At 72.6% G+C, this 22039-nt stretch carries 15 protein-coding genes and 8 pseudogenes; 19 read left to right on the forward strand and 4 right to left on the reverse strand.

Annotated features, from left to right (window positions below; all coding sequences use genetic code 11):
• Positions 1–931 precede the first annotated feature (931 nt).
• The gene (locus tag ABD946_RS30155; protein WP_345288724.1) at positions 932–1144 is read left to right on the forward strand and encodes a hypothetical protein; all 213 of its coding nucleotides are present in this window, start codon (positions 932–934) and stop codon (positions 1142–1144) included.
• A 1480-nt stretch (positions 1145–2624) separates the two neighbouring features.
• On the opposite strand, the gene ABD946_RS30160 is transcribed toward ABD946_RS30155, so the two are convergent.
• Entirely contained in the window at positions 2625–3095 is a 471-nt protein-coding gene (locus ABD946_RS30160) for a hypothetical protein (protein ID WP_345288725.1), read from the reverse strand.
• A gap of 2883 nt (positions 3096–5978) precedes the next feature.
• Between ABD946_RS30160 and ABD946_RS30165 the strand changes: the two genes are divergently transcribed.
• The 10 genes and pseudogenes from ABD946_RS30165 to ABD946_RS30200 all read left to right on the forward strand — a co-directional run bounded on the left by ABD946_RS30165 (position 5979) and on the right by ABD946_RS30200 (position 11456).
• Positions 5979–6125, forward strand: coding sequence for a hypothetical protein (locus tag ABD946_RS30165; protein WP_345288726.1), 147 nt, complete (start codon positions 5979–5981; stop codon positions 6123–6125).
• A 119-nt stretch (positions 6126–6244) separates the two neighbouring features.
• Positions 6245–6589, forward strand: coding sequence for a PAS domain-containing protein (locus tag ABD946_RS30170; RefSeq protein ID WP_345288727.1), 345 nt, complete (start codon positions 6245–6247; stop codon positions 6587–6589).
• A gap of 44 nt (positions 6590–6633) precedes the next feature.
• Positions 6634–6804: pseudogene (locus ABD946_RS43045) on the forward strand (diguanylate cyclase domain-containing protein); the annotation flags it as partial.
• Positions 6805–7313: 509 nt separating this feature from the next.
• Positions 7314–7469, forward strand: a complete 156-nt coding sequence (locus tag ABD946_RS30175; RefSeq protein WP_345288728.1) for a hypothetical protein — start codon at positions 7314–7316, stop codon at positions 7467–7469.
• A 99-nt stretch (positions 7470–7568) separates the two neighbouring features.
• A pseudogene (locus ABD946_RS43050) lies at positions 7569–7841 on the forward strand (EAL domain-containing protein); the annotation flags it as partial.
• Between the two features lie 1248 nt (positions 7842–9089).
• Entirely contained in the window at positions 9090–9344 is a 255-nt protein-coding gene (locus ABD946_RS30180; protein WP_345288729.1) for a hypothetical protein, read from the forward strand.
• A gap of 71 nt (positions 9345–9415) precedes the next feature.
• Positions 9416–9894: pseudogene (locus ABD946_RS30185) on the forward strand (DUF4396 domain-containing protein); the annotation flags it as partial.
• 142 nt (positions 9895–10036) lie between these two features.
• Positions 10037–10402, forward strand: a complete 366-nt coding sequence (locus ABD946_RS30190; RefSeq protein ID WP_345288730.1) for a DUF6153 family protein — start codon at positions 10037–10039, stop codon at positions 10400–10402.
• 56 nt (positions 10403–10458) lie between these two features.
• Positions 10459–11091, forward strand: coding sequence for a DUF305 domain-containing protein (locus ABD946_RS30195; protein ID WP_345288731.1), 633 nt, complete (start codon positions 10459–10461; stop codon positions 11089–11091).
• A gap of 156 nt (positions 11092–11247) precedes the next feature.
• Positions 11248–11456, forward strand: a pseudogene (locus ABD946_RS30200) (DUF4287 domain-containing protein).
• An 8-nt stretch (positions 11457–11464) separates the two neighbouring features.
• On the opposite strand, the gene ABD946_RS30205 reads toward ABD946_RS30200, so the two are convergent.
• Positions 11465–12061, reverse strand: a complete 597-nt coding sequence (locus tag ABD946_RS30205) for a histidine phosphatase family protein (RefSeq protein WP_345288732.1) — start codon at positions 12059–12061, stop codon at positions 11465–11467.
• Positions 12062–12414: 353 nt separating this feature from the next.
• On the opposite strand from ABD946_RS30205, the pseudogene ABD946_RS30210 reads away from it, so the two are divergent.
• Together ABD946_RS30210 and ABD946_RS30215 are read left to right on the forward strand one after the other, a co-directional pair.
• Positions 12415–12571: pseudogene (locus ABD946_RS30210) on the forward strand (CbtB domain-containing protein); the annotation flags it as partial.
• A gap of 77 nt (positions 12572–12648) precedes the next feature.
• The gene (locus tag ABD946_RS30215; protein ID WP_345288733.1) at positions 12649–13389 is read left to right on the forward strand and encodes a CbtA family protein; all 741 of its coding nucleotides are present in this window, start codon (positions 12649–12651) and stop codon (positions 13387–13389) included.
• Positions 13390–13749: 360 nt separating this feature from the next.
• On the opposite strand, the gene cutA is transcribed toward ABD946_RS30215, so the two are convergent.
• Together cutA and ABD946_RS30225 are read right to left on the reverse strand one after the other, a co-directional pair.
• Positions 13750–14091, reverse strand: coding sequence for a divalent cation tolerance protein CutA (gene cutA / locus ABD946_RS30220; RefSeq protein WP_345288734.1), 342 nt, complete (start codon positions 14089–14091; stop codon positions 13750–13752).
• Between the two features lie 1578 nt (positions 14092–15669).
• Positions 15670–16527 (reverse strand): PepSY-associated TM helix domain-containing protein, encoded by an 858-nt coding sequence (locus tag ABD946_RS30225; protein WP_425558731.1) that lies wholly within the window; start codon positions 16525–16527, stop codon positions 15670–15672.
• A 986-nt stretch (positions 16528–17513) separates the two neighbouring features.
• On the opposite strand from ABD946_RS30225, the pseudogene efeO reads away from it, so the two are divergent.
• The 6 genes and pseudogenes from efeO to ABD946_RS30245 all read left to right on the forward strand — a co-directional run.
• Positions 17514–18767, forward strand: a pseudogene (efeO, locus tag ABD946_RS43325) (iron uptake system protein EfeO).
• A 49-nt stretch (positions 18768–18816) separates the two neighbouring features.
• The gene (locus ABD946_RS43060) at positions 18817–19119 is read left to right on the forward strand and encodes a Dyp-type peroxidase domain-containing protein (RefSeq protein ID WP_425558734.1); all 303 of its coding nucleotides are present in this window, start codon (positions 18817–18819) and stop codon (positions 19117–19119) included.
• Positions 19116–19415, forward strand: coding sequence for a Dyp-type peroxidase domain-containing protein (locus tag ABD946_RS43065; RefSeq protein ID WP_425558737.1), 300 nt, complete (start codon positions 19116–19118; stop codon positions 19413–19415). The genes ABD946_RS43060 and ABD946_RS43065 overlap by 4 nt, the downstream gene beginning before the upstream one ends.
• Positions 19415–19966, forward strand: a complete 552-nt coding sequence (locus ABD946_RS43070; RefSeq protein ID WP_425558735.1) for a Dyp-type peroxidase — start codon at positions 19415–19417, stop codon at positions 19964–19966. The genes ABD946_RS43065 and ABD946_RS43070 overlap by 1 nt, the downstream gene beginning before the upstream one ends.
• A 43-nt stretch (positions 19967–20009) precedes the next feature.
• Positions 20010–20838 (forward strand): annotated as a pseudogene (efeU, locus tag ABD946_RS30240) (iron uptake transporter permease EfeU).
• Between the two features lie 695 nt (positions 20839–21533).
• Positions 21534–21986 (forward strand): annotated as a pseudogene (locus ABD946_RS30245) (CorA family divalent cation transporter); the annotation flags it as partial.
• Positions 21987–22039: the final 53 nt, after the last annotated feature.

A 22039-nucleotide genomic window follows, 5' to 3' on the forward strand; every position in this document is an offset into this window, starting at 1 on the left:
AGGGAGCGCGACGCGACGGGCCAGGGGGCTGATCGCCGGGTCGGCCGGGCATCACCGCGAGGTCGCGCTCGCCGCTGGACCGCTGTCCCGGTCGCGCCGCTACTACCTTCGCCAACACGCTGATCAGAGCGTCACTGCCACCACCGCGCGCACATGACCGTCCGCGTCCACTTCTGGAACCCGCCCGACCTGGCGGCTGGCCTTCGAACCGATGCTGCACGGCTGCTGCACGAGGACCCGTGGCGACCGTCCGGCTGCAACGGCACGGCCACGCCTGGCTGGTCACGGCCGCGTGTACGAGGAGTCAAGTTCGTCTCCTGCGATCCGCGGTTCAGCCGCCAGGCGGTCGGTCTGGGGGCGGACGTCACCAGCGGTGGCATCCGCACTTCATCCTCGTGGAGCGGGCGCTCGCTTCGTGCCGACCGCCGACCACAAGTGACACCCGGTATGCCGCGCGGGTGCCGCCAAGGCCACTTACACCGCCCGTGCGAGTGCGCCCGGCTGCTGCGAGCGCGCGCAGGAGGGATTGATGGACGGCCTGCTCGACACGATGGCACCGGAACGGGCCCGGCACGCGACGGCCGGGCCCTGGACCTGATGCGACCCACCTCAACGCCCCTTCCTCGCTGGCCATGATGGGCGAGCTGATGTGGCGTGCCGCGCCGACACACCAGCTGATCGCCGACTGGACCGACAATCCCGGTGATCTCCAGCCGTGCTCGCCGGGCCGAGGCCAGCGAGCGGGCCAAGAGGAGGAGTTCGCCGTACTTCACCGAACTCCTGGGCGGCGCCGCCTGGAGCCGAGGGACGACTGTGCCGGCGGGCTGCCGAGGCGGTCGAGGAGTCCGTCCTGACGCCTGCGCGAGGCGTGTCGGCCTGGCGGTGCTGATCCGCTCGGCGCGGCCACGCCGTCGCAACAACAGCGGACAACATGTCGTTCGCCCATGCTCACGCCACCCGAGCGCTGCCCGGGCGTGCCGGGGCCGAACCCGACCTGCTGCCACGGGCGGTGGAGGAACTGCTGCGCTACATCCGCGACCGCAACGCGGTCGGCCTGTCCTCCCGGATCGCGCTGGAGACGTCGAGAGGTCGGCGGCGTCCCGATCCCGGCCGGGGATCCGGTGATTTGTACGTCTCTACCTGACGCCACCGCGACCCTCTGGTCTTCGCCGACCGGACGTCCTCGACCTCGGCCGACTCCGAGAAGCCCGCACGTCTCCTTCGGCCCGAGCGCGCCACTACTGCCCGGGCGGCGCCTTCGATGCGCCCGGCTGGAGTCCGAGCTGCATCCTCACTCCCTCTGGGACCGCTTCCACGACACGCTGCGGCTGGCCGTCCGCGTCGATCAACGTGAGTCGCTCCCGCCGAAGCGCAGGTGCGCCGGAAGTACATCTCGCTGAATCGTCAGTTCGGGCCGCCCGGCGCTAGGGGTCCACGAACAGCGGCAGGTACACGCGTCCGGGCCGGGTGGGTCGGGTCGGTGTGCCGGCGGCGTGTGGACGTCCGGCGTAGGCGGCTGACGCCAGTCCCGGTAGGGGAGTTCCTCCCCGGCGGTACCCGAAGGTCCGCAGCCGGGCGGCCAGTTCGCCGATCAGCGTGGTGCCCGGGGTCGTGGTCGTGTACGCCTGCGCCGGCTCGCCTCCTGCGTGGTGGCCGAGTGGACCAGGGCGCGGCGCGACAGCAGTCCGCGCGGTGCAGGAAGTCCAGCGGCGGGTCGACGTCGGGGCGCACCCGGCGTCGCGAACAGCCGGATGCAGCGCGCACAATCTCGGCTGCCGGGGTTCGCATCACGCGCGCGTGTCCTAGGGCCCCGGTGACGTCGTTCACCGGGTGCACCGTCGACCCCGGAGTCCGGCCTCGGTGGGCCTGCGAGCCGCACACGCTCCTCGTGCCACCCACTGTCTCCGTGCGTAACCCACCGAGACGGGTTGCTCGGGCGACAGCCCAGCGGGCACTGTCCTGGCGACCTGCGGACACGAGCCGCGCCCTGGCCGCGCAGCACCGCACATGCTAGAGAGACGTGTGCTCAGCGGGGATCCCGCGCGACCACGCCGGCCACCGGAATCATTTTCGTCGCACCCCGGCCACGTTCGCGGCGCTCAACTTCGCCCGTACGGATAGACGAAGTTGACCCGGCCCGTGCAGTTGACGACCAGGTCCAGGGTGTCGCCGAGCTCGGGACGAACTCCGTCGTGAGCCCGAGCATTGGCTGCCCGAGGTCCCGCGTCAGCACCTGCACCAACCCCCGGTCGGCCGCGGCCGACCGCGGATCGCGCAGTCAGGTGCCGCAGCCCGGCCGCGCGCAGCCGGCCAGCGCGGCCCCTGGTTCCGTCTCCCGCAGCAGGCATTGCACCCGGCGTACGGTGCCGTCAACAGCTCGTCCAGCAGGGTGGATGCCGCAGAAGCCGGTGGCGCCGGTGGCAGGACCTCGCGCGGGTGGGCGCCCAGTCCGGCGGCGGTTCCGCCGTCCAGGCGGACCGGGACGTCGAGGCACCGACTCGGCGGCGAAGTCGTCGGCCGGTCGCCCGATGTGCGAGGGGCCCCAGGCCCGGGCGCCATGGGTGGTGCCGTGAACGCGGCCATCGTCGCTCCTGGAGCAACGCCCTTGTGACGATCGGAGTTGCTTACGCCGAATGCGAATACATGATCCGCGCCCGGGCACAGCATCGTCGGTGTCCAGCAGCGAGTCGCCGCCGATCACGAAGAAGTCGTCCCTCGGGGGCCCGCGACCGACCTGATCCCAACTGGGGAGGAGCTGTGGCCCAGAGTTTCGGCCACGCGTGCCCAGCGGAGGCCTGGTCCGGCTCGCGACCGGCCAGCGGCGGGGTGGAGAGCAGCAGGCCGCGGCGGTCCAGCTTCCCGTTGTGGTCCAGCGGCAGCTCGGCCAGCTCGGCCAGCCGCGGCGGGACCATGTAGCGGGGGAGCGCTGTCGTACGGGTGGGATGCGGGCTCCTGCTCGGTCCCGGTGCGCGGGTGGTGTAGAAGGCGGCCAGCGCGCCGTCCTCGGGCACCGCCACCGCCTGGTCCACCGCCTGGTGGGCGGCCAGTGCGGCGTCCAGTTCGGCCGGGTCCACCCGGTAGCCGCGGATCTTCACCTGCCGTCCTGCCCCGGCCGAGGTACTCCGCTCGCCGTCGGGCCGCGCCCGCGAGGTCCCCGTGCGGTCTCCGCGCCCCGGGGGCGGTCGTGAGGAACGGGTTCGGGCAGAAGGAGCCCGGCGGTCCGCCCCGGCTGGTGCCCACAAGCCCGATCGCCACCGGCCTGCCCCGCCCACGTACAGCTCCCCGGTTCTCCCCGTCCGGGACGGGCCGCAGACGCACCTCTCGTCCAGCAGTGCAGCGGTGGCGCCGGCCACGGGTGCCCGATCGCACCGGGCGTCCTCCTGGCCGGGTCAGGAGGGGCGGGGGAGAGTGCTTCAGCGAGCGCGTGGAGGTGATGCGTCGTATCGGTCAGCCCGTATCGTTTTCACTCGTCGCACCCCGGGCGCCGGCGGAACCAGCGGCGCAGTCCTCGGCCGCGACCGCCTCGCCGGGTCGAGCGATCATCAGCGCGGCATCCGAACGGGCTCGCGGTCGTCCCGCTCGAGGCGTTCTGGTGAGTGCCAGTACGCGGGCGTCAGCGTTCGGGCGCACCGTGATCCGGTGCGCGGCAGCCGTCCCCATATTCGCTCGGAGCGCACCTCGCGGCGTCCGCCAGCACCACCGTTGGCCCCTGCGGTGAGTGGTGCGAACAGCTTGCTCCCAGCGAGGTGTCGAAGCCGAGCGCGCGCCAGTCTGGAACACCCGTCCCCGGGCCCAGCCCGTAACGCCTCGACCAGGTCCGAGCGAGCACGGTGGCCACGAGCGGTGACTGACCACACCCCCTTCGGGGCGGACCGCGTGGAAGCGGAGGTGTAGATCAGGTAGGCCGGGGTGGTGCCCTCCCGCCCCCCGGCGGCTCCGCTCCGGCGACCGGTCGGGGTCTCCTCCTCGGGCCGTCCACCGCGAGGGAGTGCGGCACCAGCCAGGTGTGCGCCGAGTCGGTGAGCACCAGGCCCGAGCCCGAGTCCTCAGATCAGCGCTGGTCCAGAGAGCGCGCCGGGCAGGCCCGTGATCCATGCGGCACCGGAATGCCGCGGCGCGCGCAGCACGGCGCAGCAGCGCGACCGTCCTGTTCGGGCTCCGGTCATGACAGGACCCGTACGCGCTGCGCTCTCAAAGGTCCGTGCCTCGGGTCCGTGGTGCCCGTGCCCGTGGCCGTGGGCGGGATGGCCCGTGGGCGCGCAAGCCAGCCGGCGGCCAGCATGTCCGCCCTGCCGTCCAACTCGTAATCGAGCGACCGTGTTCTCGAAATCACCGCCGGTGGTCCGGCATTTCCGCGCGCGCGCTGTCCGTGCGACGAGTTCCGGTACCGTACGCGGCTGTCGGCCCGAGCCGGGAATTGCGCCGATATCCGTCCGCAGGCCCCATGGGCTCGCCGTGTCTCGCGCCAGCGCACACTCCTCGGGGCCGACCCGGCGCGGGCGCCACTCTGTCGCCAGCCCTGCGGATTTCCGACGGTGCGGGCAGAGGGCGTACTGCCCTTGGTCGTTGACGCACCGTCTACCCGCGATTTCACGTCTGCCACACAGTCACTGGCCTCCCGAGTGTGTCTCCGGAGCCCCTGGTGCTCTGTTTTACGATATACGCGCTGAATAACGCGACAGGGATCCTGGTCGGAATTCCATTCGCTCCTCCGTGCCCAGAGTGCTCGCGATGACACGATGCGTTGGCCCTGTACCCGGCGCTCGTCCTCAACTCGTCTGGATGGCGTTCCTGACGTGTGTCGATGTACTACGCGCACCCGGATTGCAGCGATCAGTCCTGTGGACTGGCATCAGGCCTGAGCGCGTGACGTGCCATCGTGATCGTACGAACGCTCCGCAACCGCCGCGACCCACCCCGCTCCCGTGTTACCTGCTCAGCGGCGTGCCAACCTCTCCTTCACCGCCGGTGAGGTCGCGCGAGGTGTGGTGCAGACCGAACTGCTCGGGTGCAGGGTCAACCCGTTCCCCTCGCTCTCAGCGGCTTCTACCGTTGCTCACGCTACCCGCTCTACGCGGCGGGGCCTGCTGGTCTTCGTCCGCCGTCCGGAGCGCCGGCCGGGGCACACCGCGCAGGCCTGCTGCTGCGACGCGCTCACGCATCACCGTACGCCGCGCTGGGGCTGCTGCTCTGGATCTCACTGGTGCTGCCTCCGCACAGAACTCCGAACTCACCTGGACCCAGAAGGTCGTTCTCGATCGCCTACCCGCGTGTTCGCGCCATCCTGTGCTGGCCCTGCTGCTGCGGCTGGCTGTGTGCCGCACGGACCGCGCAGCTGGTCGCTGCTGCTGCTCACCGTCGGCACCGTCGGATGCTGACCTCCGACATCGCCTTCGGGCTTGATCCAGCTGCACGGCATGTGGCGGATCGGCACGCCGGTGGACCTCGGCTGGGCGCGCGTTTCTACACCGCCTGGGCGTGGCCGCGCTGCACCCGTCGATGGTCACCATGCCAGGCCCGCGCTCCGCGCCCGCACCCCGGACGTGGCCCGCGGCGTGTCGTGCTGCTCACCGCCGGCCGCCCTGGTCGCCCCGGCGATCCTGATGGTGGACGCCTTCGCCGGGACATCAGCAACGTCGGCGTGGTTGGCCGCCTTCTCCGGCCTGCTCTACCTGCCTGGTGCTGGCCGCTGGCCCTGGTGGTCTCCACCCACCGCGAGGCGGTGGCCCGTGAGCGGGTGCTGCGGGTGGCGGTCACTCGCTGGCCTCCTGCACCCGGTGGTGTGAGTAGGTCGCGGCCGCGCTGCGGGCCGCGGTGGCCGCGCTGCCCCGGCCGACCCGCGCCGCCGGGTGCTGCTCGTGTTGAGCGCCACGGCCGGGCTCCGGTTCCAGCTCGCGCCACCGCCGGGACGGAGACGTGCCCCTGCTCCAAGTGCCGCGCGCCGTCCACCTGTTTGCCGCCACCAAACGCACTCACCAGTGCCGGGCCGCGACCTCGGCGCCCAGCCTCTCCGGCGAGCTGCCGCGCCCCGCCGCGCCCTGGTCTGCCCGCTGGCCCTCCAGGACCGCCCCACCGGTGACCCGCTGATCGGCGTGCTGATCGTCGGCGGTGCGGAACAGAGCTGACCGCCCTCAACACCGACACCCTCGGCGCCCTCACCTCGCAGGCCGCGCTGCCCTGGAGCTGATCACCCTGAGTCAGAGGTCAACCGCCGCAACAGCGAGGCCTACTGTCCTGCAGCCTGGTGCAGAACGCCTCCGACGTGATCCTGATCCTCGACGAGGACGACCGGGTCCGGTACGCCTCCACCTCGGCCGACCGGGTGCTTGCCACCCGCCTGGTGGGCACCCCGATCGTCTCCCTGGTGCCCCCCGAGGAGGCGCCTCGCGGTGGTCGGCGCGCTGGAGCAGATGCGCGGTCCGGGCACCCGGAGCGTCAGGAGCACTGGCGGATGCTGGCGCCCCCACGGCGTGCTGATCGAGGTCGAGGTCCGGCACAGTCGACCTTCGGCGCCGACCCGACCGTGGCCGGCCTGGTGCTGACCCTGGCGCGACGTCACCGAGCAGCGCCAGCTGGAGCGGGGAGCTGAGCCACCGGGCCCTTCCACGACTCGCTCACCGGCCTGGCCAACCGGTGGCTCTTCCACACCGGGTCACCCAGGCGTTCCGGCGCGGCGAGCGCGGCGGGCAGGCCGCCGGCGTGCTGCTGATCGCATCGGACGACTTCAAGGTGGTCAACGACACCATGGGCGCACAGCGTCGCGACGAGCTGCTGTTCGCCGTCTCGCTCCGGCTGGCGAGCATGGCCCGGGCCTCCAACCGCCGCCCGGCTCGGCGGCGACGATTCCCGTCCTGCTGGAGGACGCCCGCGGCCCGGAGGACGCCGAGGCTTCGCCGAGCACGTGATCCGGGCCTTCGACGAGCCGTTTCCGGCTCAGCGGCGGCGCCCGCTGACGTCTCGATCAGCCTGGGCGTGGGCCACGCGACCGAGGACAGCGGCGCTCGACCGAGCTGCTCCCCACGCCGACCTGGCAGTGTACGCGGCCAAGGCGCCGGCAAGCGGCAGTGGCGGCGGTTCCAGCCGTCCTACCAGGAGGCAATGATCGAGCGCCACGAGCTCCAGGAGAGCCTGCACAGCGCCGTCGCCGACGTCCTCGTTCAACCTGCTCTACCACCGTCGTGGCGCTCGACACCGGAGCCTGGTGGGCTTCGAGGCCCTGTGCGCTGGCCGCACGCGAAGCGCGGGCAGGTGCCGCCGGAACAGTTCATCAACCTGGCGGAGGAGAGCGGGCAGATCGTCCCGCTGGGGCCTGGGTGCTCGGCCGGGCCACCGCCGAGGCGGCCCGCTGGCGGCTGGCCGGGCCGGTGGCCGGGCGGGCCCCGGTGCCGCTCCGTGCGATCGGTACGTCAGCGTCCAACGTCTCGGCCCGCCAGTTTCCGCGATCCGGCTTCGTGGACGTGGTCCGGTGAGACCCTCTGACCGGTCGGCATGGAACCTGACTCGCTGGTGGCTCGAGTTGACGGAGAGCGTGCTGATGCGCCGTGACGACCGGGTCCGCTGCGGACCTGATGACGCTCAGCGAGCTCGGCGTCCGCCTGGCCATCGACGACTTCGGCACCGGGTACTCCTCGCTGAGCTACCTGCGGGAGTTCCCGATCACCATCCTGAAGATCGACAAGTCCTTCATCGACGGCCTGGACGACTCGCCGCAGCAGTACGCCCTGGTGGGAGGCATCACCCGGATCGCCGAGACCGCTGGGCGTGCGGGTGATCGCCGAGGGCATCGAGACCGCCCGCAGCGCGAACTGCTGGCCAAGATGGGCTGCCCGCTCGGCCAGGGCTACCTCTTCGACCGCCGATGGAGCCGGAGCAGGTGGAGGCCCTGGTGCGCAGGCGGCACCGACTACCGCTCGCTGACGGATTCGCCACCCCCTGAGCCCCGGGCCCGCTCGGCTAGGATCGCGCCCATGCCAGCCCCCAGCCAGTCACCGAGACCGCGGCCGCCGCCGCGGCAGCGCGTGTGGGTTGGTGGGCGGCGCTGCTCCTGGTCCTCACCGTCCGCGTCTCTCGCACGGGCTGGGCGCCGAGGGCCCCTCGGGCCACCACCTGAGCCGAGGCGGTCGCCCGGGCCGAGACGCGCACTGGCTAGGCCGCAGGCCGCGTCCGCGTCCGACGATCACGTCACGGCCGTGATCACGGCCATGCCCCCGACGGCGACCAGGGCGGTGACTCCTCGGAGACGGGCACGGCATGCACGCCTGCCTGTCGGACAGCCCGACCAGCGATCGACCTGCCGGTGCCGGGCGCGTGCCGTCGCCCTCGCCCTGCCGGAGCCGGCCGGGCACCGCTGCGCCGCCGGACGGCCGGACGGGCCGAGGCCCGGCCACCTCCGGCTGACGGGCCGTCACCGGGCAGGCTGCGGATTTAGCGGGGCCCACCCGCGCGCGTTCCACCGACGGACGCCGTGCGGGTCACGCCCCTGCTCCGCCGTGCCCGCATGCCGTTCCTCGCCGTGGGCAGCGGCTCCGCCACGCGCCCGAAGGCCGGCCCATGTCCTCCTCCGCCCCACCAGTCCGCTCCTCCGTCGGTACGCGTGGCCGTTCGCGTCCCGGCCCGCCCCCACCGTCCGGTCCGTCCGGCTCGCACGCCCCGGCGAGGTCGGGAGGCCGCCGCCGGGCCAGACCCAGGCAGCCCGGGCTGCTCGGCCGCTACCTCGGGTACGTCGGCTACTTCGTCGGCGCCGGGCTGATCAGCGGGGCCGTGGTGCACCACCCGCTCGACCCGGCCCGCTACACCGTGATCGGCCTGGCCGGGGCCGCCGTGTTCCTCTGCGCGGCCGTCCTCGCCGAGGTGCAGGGCCCGGGCCGGACCTCGCCCGGGCGGCTGGTGCTGGTGCTGGGCAGTTCGCTCGCGCTCTCCTTCGGGATCGGGATGCTGAGCGGCGGCCTCCAGCACTTCGAGGACTTCCCGGCGCGCGCCGCCGTGCTGATCCCGCTGGGTTCTGCTGCTCTCCTTCCTCGCCTACACCGCCAAGGAGGCCGAGCGCCCCGCCCGCCGGATCCTCGGCCTGCCTGGCCTCGCGGTGGCTGGTGGTCGCCCTGGTGGCGTACGCCGGGCTGCGCCAGGTCGCGGCCGGACTCGACGTCCCGTCGGGCGGCCACAGCCACGGGAGCGGTGGCGAGGAGCACGAGGAGGCCCCGGCGGCGCCCGCGTCCGCACCGGCCTCGGCACCGGCCCCGGCGCCGTCCGCGGTGGCGCCCACCTCCGTACCACCGGTGTCACCCCCGCCGGCGAGCCCGAAGCCGAGCGGCACCGGGCACTTCGCCGACGGGCACAAGCACTGATTGCCAGATACCCCCAGGGGGTATATCTTCTGAGGCGTCCGAGAGGGCGAACGAGAGCACGGGGAGAGCTCATGAACCAGCACCAGCACCACATGCACCACGGGCACGGGTCGAGCGGCGGAAGCTGGCGCGGCGCGGCGCAGGCGACCCTGCACTGCCTCACCGGCTGCGCCATCGGCGAGGTGCTCGGCATGATCATCGGAACCGCCCTCGGGCTCCACAACGGTGCGACCGTGGTCATCTCGATCGCCCTGGCCTTCGTCTTCGGCTACGCGCTCACCATGAGGGGCGTCCTGAAGGCGGGGCTCGACCTGGGCAGCGCCCTGCAGGTCGCGCTGGCGGCCGACACCGTCTCGATCATCGTGATGGAGATCGTGGACAACTCGGTCATGGTCGGCGTGCCGGGGGCGATGGACGCGGGTCTGGACAGCGTGCTGTTCTGGGTCTCGCTGGCCTTCTCGCTGGTGGTCGCCTTCCTGCCTGACCGTCCCCGGTGAACCGCTGGCTGATCGCCCGGGGCAAGGGCCACGCGGTGGTGCACGCCTACCACGGCGGGGGCCACGAGGGTCACGCCGGACACGAAGGCCACCACGACCACGAGGGTCACCCACGGCCACGAAGGCCACGAGGGTCACCAGCACCACCAGCACCACTGATCCGGCAACGAACCACGATCCGCTGAGGACATCACCGTGCACCCCGAGCACCGCCGACGCCGAGCCCCCGCGAGGGTGCTGCTCGTCCTGGTCGCGCTGCTCGGGGTGCTCGGCATGCACGGGCTCGGCGCGGTTCCGGGCCCACCCGCTCCCGTGGTCGCGACGGCGGCGGGGGAGCACCACCACGAGGCCCCCGGGAGCGGTGGCGGGCACGACCTGCACGCCGGGCCGATGTGCCTGGCGGGGGCGGTGGCCGCGCCGTTCGCCCCGCCGCCGCCCGGGCCGGCGCCGTTGGGGGTGGCGGTCCGGACGGCCTGCCCGGTGGGCGGGTTGACGGGTGGTCGGCCGGAGGGCGGCCGGGCTCCGCCCGACCTGACGGAGTTGCAGGTCCTGCGCAGATAGGGGAGGCCGGTCGACCCAGCCCCCCGAACGATCCAGTCGCAGGAGAACCAACACCCATGAACAGCAAGCTGATCCGTCGTACCTCGCTCGCCACCGCCGCGCTCCTCGCGGGTGGTCTGCTGCTGACCGCCTGCGGCAGCGGCGGCTCCGAGCACGCCGGCGGCCACTCCGGTGCCCCGGCCACCGCCTCGGCGTCCGCCTCGGCGGTCGCCGGCGCCAAGCCGTACAACGCGACCGACCTGGCCTTCGTGCAGGGGATGATCCCGCACCACCGGCAGGCGTTGGAGATGGCCGAGCTGGCCGGCTCGCGGGCCGCCGCGCCGGAGGTGAAGCAGCTCGCCGAGCAGATCCGCAAGGCGCAGGATCCGGAGATCGCCACCATGTCCGGCTGGCTGACCACCTGGGGCGAGCAGGTGCCCCAGGCGGGCGGGGGCCACTCCGGCCACGGCGGCGGGGCGAGCGGCATGATGAGCGAGGCCGAGATGGCCTCGCTCGGGGAGGCCACCGGGGCGGCCTTCGACAAGGCCTTCCTCAAGCTGATGGTGGCTCACCACACCGGTGCGGTCACGATGGCCGAGGAGGAGAAGGCCGAGGGCGCGTTCGGCCCGGCCAAGGAGCTGGCCGGGGCGGTGATCACCGGTCAGAGCGCCGAGATCGCGACCATGAACGGGCTGCTCGCCAAGGGCTGATCCGCGCCGTCGGGGGCGCCGGTGCCGAACGAGGCACCGGCGCCCCCCAGGATGTGACGCGGGTCATAGGCTCGTGCCGATGAGCCGGGGACCGCCGCACGGTCCACCCTCAGGAGAACGCGGATCGCGTACCGCACGAGAGACAGGACGACCGAGATGGCCGAGAACGCCGTGAAGGGCCCCGCCAGCTACTTCCCCTCCATCGAGAAGAAGTACGGCCGCCCGATCGCCGAGTGGCAGGAGCTGATCCGCAGCTCCCCGCTGACCAGCACATGGAGCTGGTCGCCTGGCTGAAGGCCGAGCACGGCCTCGGCCACGGTCACGCCAACGCCTTGGTCGCCGCCACCCTGGCGGAGGGCAAGTAGCGCTCGGGTCAGAGGAGTTCGAGCGGGCGGCCGCAGCGGAGGTTCCAGCGTCCGGTGCGGCCGCTCAGCTCCGTGGCGGTGAGCGGGGCGACGTCGATCCGCCAGAAGGAGGCCGGCGGGGCGCCGAGGGTGTGCAGGGCGGCGGCGCGGACTAGTTCCGGTTCGGCGACGGCCAGCACGCGGCCGTCGGGGTGGGTCCCGGCGAGCGCGTCCAGCCAGTCGGCCACCCGGGCACACAGGGCGGTGAGCGGTTCACCGCCGTGCGGGGCGGCCTCCGGGTCGGCCAGCCACTGGGCGAGGGCGGCCGGTTCGGTGGTGGTCAGCTCCTCGAGGGTGCGGCCGCGCCAGCGGCCCATCGACCAGGCGGCCAGGGCGGGTTCGGGGACGGCGGGGAGACCCAGTGCCTCGGCGGTCTCCCGGCAGCGGGCCGTGGGGGAGTGCACGGTGGTGTGGAAGGTGACGGAGTGACGGCCGCTTCGCAGTCCGGCCCCCGCTTCGGCCGCCCGGGCCCGTCCGGAGGGGTCGAGACCTGCGCCGTCCTCGAAGGCGGCGGCCCGCAGCTCCGCGCCGATGGCCGGTGAGATGAACGTCACCCGCGTGGTCACCTGTCACTCCCGTTCTGTCCAACTGCCGTTCCCCGGGGCGGGATCGCGAGCGGAACGGCGTGTTTCGCCGAGGCCCGCGCCGTCCCGCGCTCCCTTGGCCGCTGCACCCGAATGGCGGTACGGTTCGCAGCGACATGACGACGCAGGACGGAAGCCGTGTGGGGAAACCGGCACGGTCGAGCCACTGTATGCCGACAGCGCCCCACCTCGGTGCGGGAGTTGGCGGTGAGTCAGACCCGATGGCCGTCGTTCGAGCTCCAACGACTGGGGACGCGCGTTCCCCAAGGAGGTCCTGCCATGGCACAGGCCATCGTCTCCCCCGCCGCCGAAGCGGCGGGAGCCTTCGTCCCCTGGCGATCCTGCCCTGGGCGCTGTTCGTCGGCACCCTGATGCTCGTCGCCCTCTACTTCGTGGGCGCCGGACAGGGCGCCACCTCCGTCTTCTCCGGTGCGGGGTGTGCACGAGTGGGTGCACGACGCCCGCCACTGCTCTGTTTCCCCTAGCCACTGACGGAGCGCCGCACAACATGCCTGCCTCACTGTCAGAAACCTCCTGGTCCGCGGCATGCTCGCGGGCCTGGTCGCGGTGTGATCGCCTTCGCCTTCGCCTTCTTCGTGGGGGAGGGCCGGTCGACCAGTCATCGCGCAGGGAGCGCCGCCTCGGCACCGCGCGACGTCCACGGCGGCGATGCCGCCGCCCCGGCGGCTCCGGCCGCCGAGGAGAAGAGTGAGCTGGTCAGCCGGTCGCTGCAGTCGACCGCCGGACTGGCCACCGTGTCCTGGTCTACGGGGTCGCGCTCGGCGGCATCGCCGCGCTGTCTACAGCTTCGCGCTCGGCCGATCGGCCGCTTCTCGCCCAGGGCCGTCCGTCCGCCTGTGTCCCGGCGGCCGGCCTTCACCACCGTCCTACCTGGTGCCGTTCTCAAGTACCCGGCGACGCCGCCGCGCGTCGGCAATCCGGACACCATCGGGAAGCGCACCACGCTCTTCTTCCTGATGATCTGCTGGAGCGTGCTGCTCGGGGTGGCGGCCCTGATCCTGGGCCGCCGTCTGGCACCGAGGCTGGGCAACTGGAACGCCTCGTGGTGGCCGGCCTCGCCTTCGCGGTGGCCGTCACCGTGGCGTTCGTCCCTGCTGCCGGGCAACGGTGACGCGATCAAGACACCTTCCGGCCGCCGTCTCTGGAAGTTCCGGGTGCACGCTGGCATCCAGGTCGTCCCTCTGGGCCGCCTTCGGGCTGGTCTTCGGCCAGCTGGCGGAGCGCCTCCTGGCACAAACCGTCAGGCCCCGGCCGCCCCGCAGGCGGCGCAGCCGGTCCCGGCCGACTGACGGCCCAGCCACCCCGCTCCACTCCTCGGGCCCGCCGCACGCGCGACCGTCGGCGGGCCCCGAGGCATGTCCGGCCCGGGCCCTACCATCGGGGATCGGCACGGGAGGACCGGATGACCTCGGAGGCAGGAGCCGCAGGCGGGCGCTGCGCGACGCCTACAAGGCGTGAGCGGCGCAGCGAGGACTGGGACGGTCCTCGGCCTCGACCGCGACGGTCTCGACGAGACTGTTGGACGACCCTCTGACGAGCGTGTCTGTAGGAGTCCGGTTGGTGACCACGCCCTCCGCACTCCCGTGCCTGGGCCGAGGCCGGGCACGGGGAGTGGTCCGCTCTGGAGGCGGGCCTGAGGCGCTGGGTGGTCACTGCGACTGCGAGGTCCTCGCCAACGTCGATCCGGACGAGCGGAACTGAGTCCGCGCGAGCGGTGCACTCAGCGGGTCCTCCGGCGGCGAGCCAGTCCAGGTAGGCGGGGCTCTGCGTCGGTGATCGGGACGGCGATCAGTTTCGGGGGTGTCGTAGGGGTGCCGGGCGGTGATGAACTCGCGTAGGTCGGCGGCCAGTCCGGCGCGGGTCTTGAGGTCGATCCGCCACTCCTCGGCGTCCTGGACCTCGCCGTCCCACCAGTAGAGCCGACCGGACGGGGTAGACCTGGGGCGCAGGCGCCAGTCCGCTCCCGTACCGGCGGCCCGCGGCCAGGTCACGGCGCCTGCTGCTCGCTCTCGTGGGTGGTGGTGACCACCAGGAAGTCCGTCATGGCGGGCAGCTACGGGCCGTCAGGCGGGCCGCCGGCGCAGGCGTCGCGAGGCGTGCCAGGGGCCGCCGCACCGAGGGCCCAGGCAGGCCGCGAGGCGGCGAGCAGCGGTCCGGTCGGGCGGCCGGAGTCGGCCAACTGCGGGCGTGCGTAGACGGTGAGGTGCTCCTCGCCGGTGACCAGACGTGGCGTGCCGGTCGCGGTGGTGGCCGGTGTCAGGCGAAGCCGTCCGGGCCGGTGTAGTCGGTCTCGGGGGTGTAGCGCGATCCGGCCAGTTGTCCAGGACCTGGACGGTGCCGTGCTTCGGCGGGGCGGACGAACGCTCAGGTGCTCGCCGCCGCAGAGGGCCTTCGGGAGCCGGATCACCACGGGCTGGTCGTCGCCGGTGCGCACCGGCGGCGGGGCCGTGGAGCTTGACGGGGCGACAGGCGAGCGAGAGGTCGGCGCCGGTACACGGCCGGGCCGGCGGTCACGCTCCGTGTCGGCCCGCAGGGCGCGGTAGCCCTCGGGCGGAACCACGGCCGGACCTGGTAGCTCCCGGGCGCCAGGCCGTCGTAAGCCGTAGGCACCGTCGGCGTCCGTGGTGGTGGTGACGGGCCGTCCGTCCGGACCGGTCACCGGCGCCCCGGCGGGGTCCACAGCAGTTTCGACGGGTGGCGCCGTCTCGGGCGCGGTGCAGCCCTCGGCCGTGACCCGGCCGGAGACGGCCGTGGTGTCGGAGGCGACCCAGGACCTGGTACACCGGGGACGCCGGTCTGCAACCGCGAAGGTGAGGGTCAGGGAGCGGGACCCGCCTTGACGGGCCGAACCAGCCCGCGGCGCCCGAGGTGTCGGTCCCGCTGCCGGTCAGCTTGGCGGACGCCGGGTCCCAGGTCGGCCGGTCGGTCTGGGGCCCACCGCAGCCGGAGGGCATGCGGGGAGCCGGTGCAGTAGTTGAAGGACCCCCTGGAAGCCGAGGTCGGCGGAGGTGAGCGCGCTGCCGTCGGCGGCGGTGCCGGAGACGTGACGGTGTCCGCGTCGACGTCGCCCAGGGCGAAGGCCCAACGTGCCCGCCGCGGGGGCGAGGCGAAGGCGAGTGTGGTGGTGGACGGCGATCCTCCCGAGGCGGGTTGCGCAGGCTCAGGTAGGTGTGGCCCGTGGGAGCTGCCGTACGCCGCGCCGAACGGGGTGCTGCCGTTGAGGAACGCCGATGTTCCCGCTGGGCACACCGATCGGGTTGGTGCTGTCGGTGGTGACCCGCGCGGCGGGGAGGCCGATCGCCGGGTCGGTGAGAGGTGCCGCCGGCCCCGGCGACGTTACCACTCCCCGTAGCCCGAGTCGGTGGCCGCGGCGGGCCCGGCGGCGCAGATCAGCGCGGTGGCGGCGGGGAGGCGCGGCGGCGCGGAGGAGCCGGTTGGCGGGCCGGGGATGGTGGAGGGGTCCTGTCCGGTCGTCGTCGGTACCCGACCCTGCCCGCCCGCCGGTCCCGAAGGCCGGGACACGCCGGGCCGGGTCACCCGGACGGCAGGGCCGGGCGGCTGACCGCGGGTCATGCGCCCCGGCCCGGACGGTCCGTCAGGCAGTGGTCCGGTGCCGCAGCCGAGGAGCAGGTGCGATGACCAGGAAGGCCAGCAGGGAGAAGCCCGAACAGCGGGATGAACCAGCCGATCGGGACGGACCAGCAGGGCAGGACGACCGTGGCGACGGGTTCTGCCGCCAGGCGCCCCGGGTGTAGGGGCGGCCCCATGACGCCGCCGGTGGGGCGGCGCTGCCACCACATCGGTAGCCCAGCAGGATCAGGGTGATCACCGCGAGGCCGATGCGCGACCAGCACGATCTGGTTCACCAGGCCGAAGGCGAGGCCCATGTGGAGGTCGATGCCGTAGCGGGTGAGCTTGGCGGCCAGCGGGTAGTCGGCGAAGTCCAGCCGGGGTGTGATGTTGCTTCCCGGAGGCGGGGTCGACCGCGATCTGGTCCAGCCGTTCCGCACCTGACGGTCGATCTCCTTGACCGCGTAGGCCTTGCCGGGCTTGGGCGGGGTGATCTCCAACGGGCCGTCCAGGCCGCCTTCCGCGCCGTGGCCAGCACCTGGTCGAGGCCCACCGAACCGGCGCCGCCTCCCCGGAGCCGCCGTCGGCGGCTGGTGGCCGCGTGCTCGCGCCGACGGTGGGTGGAGAGCGAGGGGGTGGACCAGCTGAGCGAGGTGCGCAGGTTCTCGACGTTCTCGCCCGCGTAGGTGGACGCTCAGGGTCAGGCCGGTGACGGAGAGGCCGAGCAGGCCGATCGCCGCCCAGAGGCCGACCGCGCCGTAGCCAGGAGAGGGTGCGACGGCGTCCCGTCGCCTCCCTCCGGGCGCAGGTAGCGCTTGCGGCGGCGGCCGATCCAGAGCCAGGCCGCCGAGCACCACGACCCAGAGCCAGCTGGCGGCCAGTTCGCTGTAGAGCCGGCCGGTCTACGCCAGCAGCAGGCTGGTGTGCAGCTTGTCGAGCGTGGCGCGCAGCGGCAGGGCGCCGGTGGAGCCGTAACTCTCGACCGCCCCCCGCACCTTGGCGTGTAGGGTCGACGAAGACGGCGAGCCGGTTGCCCTCGCCACGTTCGCGAGTTGAGCAGCCACCTGGGTGTGTGGCCTCGCGGTCGTCGTAGGTGCGGACCAGCGCGAAGCTGCTCTCGGTGGGCGGCGGTGGCGGCGGCACCTGCTCGGAGAGCGGGCGGGGCGCGGTGCCGACCTGGGAGACCGTCAGTGGTCGGAGTAGAGGACCTTCTCGATCTGGTACGAGGCACCGTAGAGGGCGCCGGTGCAGGCGGCGACCAGCAGGAAGGTGCGATCAGGATGCCGGCGTAGAAGTGCAGGCGCAGCAGGAGGGGGCGCAGGCGACCCAGAAGGGCGGTCTCGGGGTCGCGGCGGCGACGGGCGGGGCTCTATCTCGGACAGCATGGAGGCAGCTCTCTCCGGCTCGGAGGCGATGTGGCGCGGGCAGTGCGCAGCAGCGGACACGGGGCGGCCTGAGGGCACGTCACGGCGGAGTGCGGGTCCGCCCGTTGTGCACGCCGGAAGGATCGCACCGGGGCCGGAGACCTGCCCATGAATCGGATGGGTGGTGCGTCAGAACGGGGCACCCGGTCGGTTTTCCGGTGCGGCCGTGCGTACCGGAAGCGCGTGTGCTGCGGTGAACGTCACAGCTCAGCGTGCGTGTCGGTGGTCCGACAAGGCGCCGGGCGGATCGTTCGGGTACCTCGCCGGACCTGACGGAGTGTCCGGACGGAGGGTTTGCCCTTCCGTTATCACCCCGAGGTGGGCATGAGCTGAGGCATGCCTTACTTTACTTGTGGGTGAGGGTGGCCTAAGTGCCCCTCACCCTCCTCATGTCCTTCCCCCGCCCGTGGAGTCTCTTGATGTCCGTCCGCCGTTCGCACCTCGCCGCGCTGCTCACCGTCGCCGTGGCCGGAGTCGCGCTGACCGCGTGCACCGAGCAGAAGAAGGACGTCTCCTCGGACGGCGCGGTGCAGGTGAACGCCACCGACTCCGCCTGCGAGCTGTCGAAGACCACCTTCCCGGCCGGTCCGGTCAACTTCTCGGTCACCAACAAGGGTTCGAAGACCACCGAGGTCTACGTCTACGCGGCGGGCGACAAGATCGTCACCGAGCGGGAGAACATCGGCCCGGGCACCAAGGCCACCATCACCGCCGAGATCAAGGCCGGCGAGTACGAGGTGGCCTGCAAGCCGGGCATGGTCGGTGACGGCATCCGCCAGAAGATCACCGTCACCGGCGACGCGGCCCAGGCCAAGAGCGACCCGCGCCTGACCGCGGCGGTCACCGCCTACCGCACGTACGTGCAGGAGCAGGCCGACGCCACCATGCCGCTGGTGCGGAAGTTCGCCGACGCCGTGAAGGCCGGCGACCTGGAGGCCGCCAAGGCCGCCTACGCCCCCTCCGGGTGGGCTGGGAGCGCACCGAGCCGGTGGCCGAGAGCTTCGGCGACATCGACCCGAAGACGGACGTCCGCGAGGACGGCCTGGAGCCGGGCCAGGAGGTGGACGGGCTGGCACAAGCTGGAGAAGTCGCTCTGGGCCGACGGCAGGATCACGACGAGGACAAGAAGCTGGCCGACCAGCTGGTGGCGGACCTGACGGAGTGGCAGAGGTGGTCGGCACCGCCGAGATCACGCCACCTCGATGGCCAACGGCGCCAAGGAGCTGCTGGACGAGGTCGCCACCGGCAAGGTCACCGGTGAGGAGGAGGGCGTTCAGCCACACCGACCTGGTGGACTCAACGCCAACGTCGAGGGTGCGCTGAAGGCGTACGAGCTGCTCAAGCCGGTCGTCGCGGAGAAGGACGCGGAGCTGGCCAAGACCCTGGACCAGGAGTTCGCCGCGCTGAAACACCCTGCTCGCCAAGTACAACCAGGGCGGGTACCTGGACCTCCTACGACAAGGTCGGCGACACCGAGCGCAAGGCCTTCTCGGACGCCGTCAACGCCTGGCCGAGCCGCTCTCCAAGCTCGCCGCCGCGACCGTCGTCAACTGAAGTCCGAGAGTCCGAGAGCCCGAGGGGCAGTCATGACCGAGCAGCAGGAGACGGCCGCGGCCGTCGCGACGACCACCGAGGCGGACGCCCCCGCCGGCGCGTCAGCCGCCGAGCCGTGATCGGCTGGGCCGGTGCCGGGGTGGCGCTCGCGCCGCCGCGGTCGGCACCGTGGCCGCGGCCACCCGGGACTCGTCGGAGCAGGCCGCAGGCGCGCTCAAGGCCGTCCCCGAGGTCCCGTTCTACGGGGAGCACCAGGCCGGCATCGCCACCCCGGTCCAGGACCGGCTGCACTTCGCGGCCTTCGACGTCTCCACCACCAGCCGCGACGCGCTGGTGCGGGTGCTGAAGGAGTGGACCAAGGCGGCCGCCGTGATGACGGCGGCCGCGAGGTCGGCACCGGCGCCACCGGTCTGGCGGAGGCTCCGCCGGACGACACCGGCGAGGCGCTCGGCCTGCCGCCGTCCCGGCTGACCCTCACCATCGGCTTCGGCCCGACCCTGTTCGAGAAGGACGGGGTGGACCGCTTCGGCCTCAAGGCAAGCGGCCGAGGGCCTGATCGACCTGCCCAAGTTCCCGGCGACGCGCTGGACCCGGCCCGCAGCGGCGGCGACATCTGCGTGCAGGCCTGCGCCGACGACCCGCAGGTCGCGGTGCACGCGATCCGCAACTGGCCGGATCGGCATGGGCGTGGTCAACGTCCGCTGGTCCAGCTCGGCTTCGGCAAGACCTCCTCCACCACCCGGACGCGCAGACCCCGCGCAACCTGATGGGCTTCAAGGACGGCACCGCAACATCGCGGGCACCGACGACAAGACCCTCGCGAGCACGTCTGGTCCGCGCCCGGCGACGGCCGGAGTGGATGACCGGCGGCTCCTATCTGGTGGCCCGTCGGATCCGGATGCACATCGAGACCTGGGACCGCACCCCGCTCAAGGAGCAGGAGGACATCTTCGGGCGGACCAAGCGCGAGGGCGCCCCGTTCGGGAAGTCCAAGGAGCACGACGCGCCCGACCTCGCGGCCATGCCCAAGGACTCGCACGTGCGCCTGGCCCACCCGGAGAGCAACGGCGGGGCCCAGCTGCTGCGCCGCGGCTTCTCCTTCACCGACGGCACCGACGGCCTCGGCCGCCTGGAGGCGGGCCTGTTCTTCCTGGCCTACCAGCGCGACACCCGCAAGGGCTTCGTCACCGTCCAGCGCCGGCTGGCCGCCAACGACGCGCTCAACGAGTACATCCAGCACGTCGGTTCGGCGCACTTCGCCTGCCGCCCGGCGTCCGCACAGCCCGGCGAGTGGTGGGGCCAGTCGCTCCTCGGCTGACCCCCTGACCACCGTCACCAGCATTGAAACGGAGCACACGCGCGTGTTCGGCAACTACCTGATCGGCCTGCGCGAGGGTCTGGAAGCCAGCCTGGTGGGTCTGCATCCTGATCGCCTACCTGGTCAAGACCGAGCGCCGCCAGGCGCTCACTCCGGTCTGGGACCGGGGTGGGCGTCGCGGTGGGCCTGAGCATGGCCTTCGGCGCCCTGCTCACCTACGGCTCCTCGCAGCTGACCTTCGAGGCCGCCGAGGCGCTCGGCGGCACGCTGTCGATCATCGCCGTCGGCACTGGTCACCTGGATGGTGTTCTGGATGCGCCGGACGCCCGTCACCTCAAGACGGAGCTGACCACGGCAAGCTGGACGCCGCCGTCGCGATGGGCACCGGCGCGCTGGTGCTCACCGCCTTCCTGGCGGTCGGCGGGAGGGCCTGGAGACGGCCTGTTCATCTGCGGGCCGCCGTCGAGGCGACCAGCGACGGCATCCGTCCGTTGCGTCGGCGCCGCGCTCGGCCTGCTCACCGCCGTGGGGCTCGGCTGGCTGTTCTACCGGGGCGCCCTGAAGATCAACCTGGCCAGGTTCTTCACCTGGACCGGCGGGATGCTGATCGTCGTCGCGCCGGCGTGCTCGCCTACGGCGTGCACGACTCCAGGAGGCGGCTGGCTGCCGGTCTGCACACCTCGCCTCGACATCTCCTCGGTCATCCCAAGGACAGCTGGTACGGGACCCTGCTCAAGGGCGTGTTCAACTTCCAGCCCGACCCGACGGGGCTCCAGGTCGCCGTCTGGCTGCTCTACCTGGCGCCGACGGTCGTGCTGTTCACCCGTCAGCAGAACACGCCGGTCAAGCCGGCCCCGGCGCCCGCCGCCTGATTCACCCCCTCCGCGTCACCCGACCGCCGCGCCACCGTGCGCGGCGGGTCGTCGCGTCCCAGACTGGTCGGCGGAGGTCCTTTCCCATGTCCGACTGGCGTTCCCGCGCGGCCCGAGCGGTCTGCGGCCCTTCTCCCGCACTGACGGCCGGTCGGCCGAGCGGGCACGGAGCATTCGATGGACCCCGCTCCGAACGCGGCCGGGAGGAGCCCCGGGTCTCCCTGGAGCGCTCCGTGGTGGACGCCGCCGTCTACCGGGACGGCCGCCGGATCGCCGGCGCCGACACCCTGCCCGAGGTCTACCGCCAGGTGCACCGGGGAGCCGGGCACCATGGCTGGATCGGCCTCTACCGCCCGGCCGAGGCCCAGGTCCTGGAGGGCCGCCGAACGCTTCGGCCTGCACGACCTGGCGGTCGAGGACGCCATCGTCGCCCACCAGCGCCCAAGTGGAGCGGTACGGCGACACCTCTTCGTGTGTGCTGCGGGCCGCCCGCTACCTGGACGAGACCGAGCAGGTCGACTTCGGCGAGATCCACCTCTTCGTCGGCCCGCAGTTCGTACTGACGGTGCGCCACTCGCAGGCGCCGGACCTCTCGGTGGTGCGCCGCGCCTGGAGGCCGACCGGAGCTGCTGGCGCTCGGCCCCGAGGCGGTGCTCTACGCCGTGCTCGACGCGGTGGTGGACGGCTACGCCCCGGTGATCGCCGGCCTCCAGCACGACATCGACGAGATCGAGACCGAGGTGTTCGGCGGCGACCCGGGCGTCTCCCGCCGGATCTACGAACTCTCCCGCGAGGTGATCGAGTCCAGCGCTCGACCCGGCCGCTGCTGGACATCATGGGCAGCCTGGAGGCCGGCTTCGGCAAGTACGGCACCGACGAGGAGCTCCAGCGCTACCTGCGCGACGTGGGCCGACCACGCCACCACCGCCGCCGAACGGGTCGACAACTTCCGCCAGTTGCTCCAGAACGTCCTGGTCCTGAACGCCACCCTGGTCTCCCAGGCCCAGAACGAGGAGATGAAGCAGCTCGCCGAGGCCGGCCACGCCCAGAACAACGAGATCAAGAAGATCTCCTCCTGGGCCGCCATCCTGTTCGCCCCGACCCTGATCGGCACCGTCTACGGGATGAACTTCTCCCACATGCCCGAACTGGAGTGGGTCTACGGCTACCCCTTCGCCATCGCCCTGATGCCCTGGTCTGC

It is taken from the genome of Kitasatospora albolonga (assembly GCF_039535905.1).
GTDB lineage: Bacteria > Actinomycetota > Actinomycetes > Streptomycetales > Streptomycetaceae > Kitasatospora > Kitasatospora albolonga.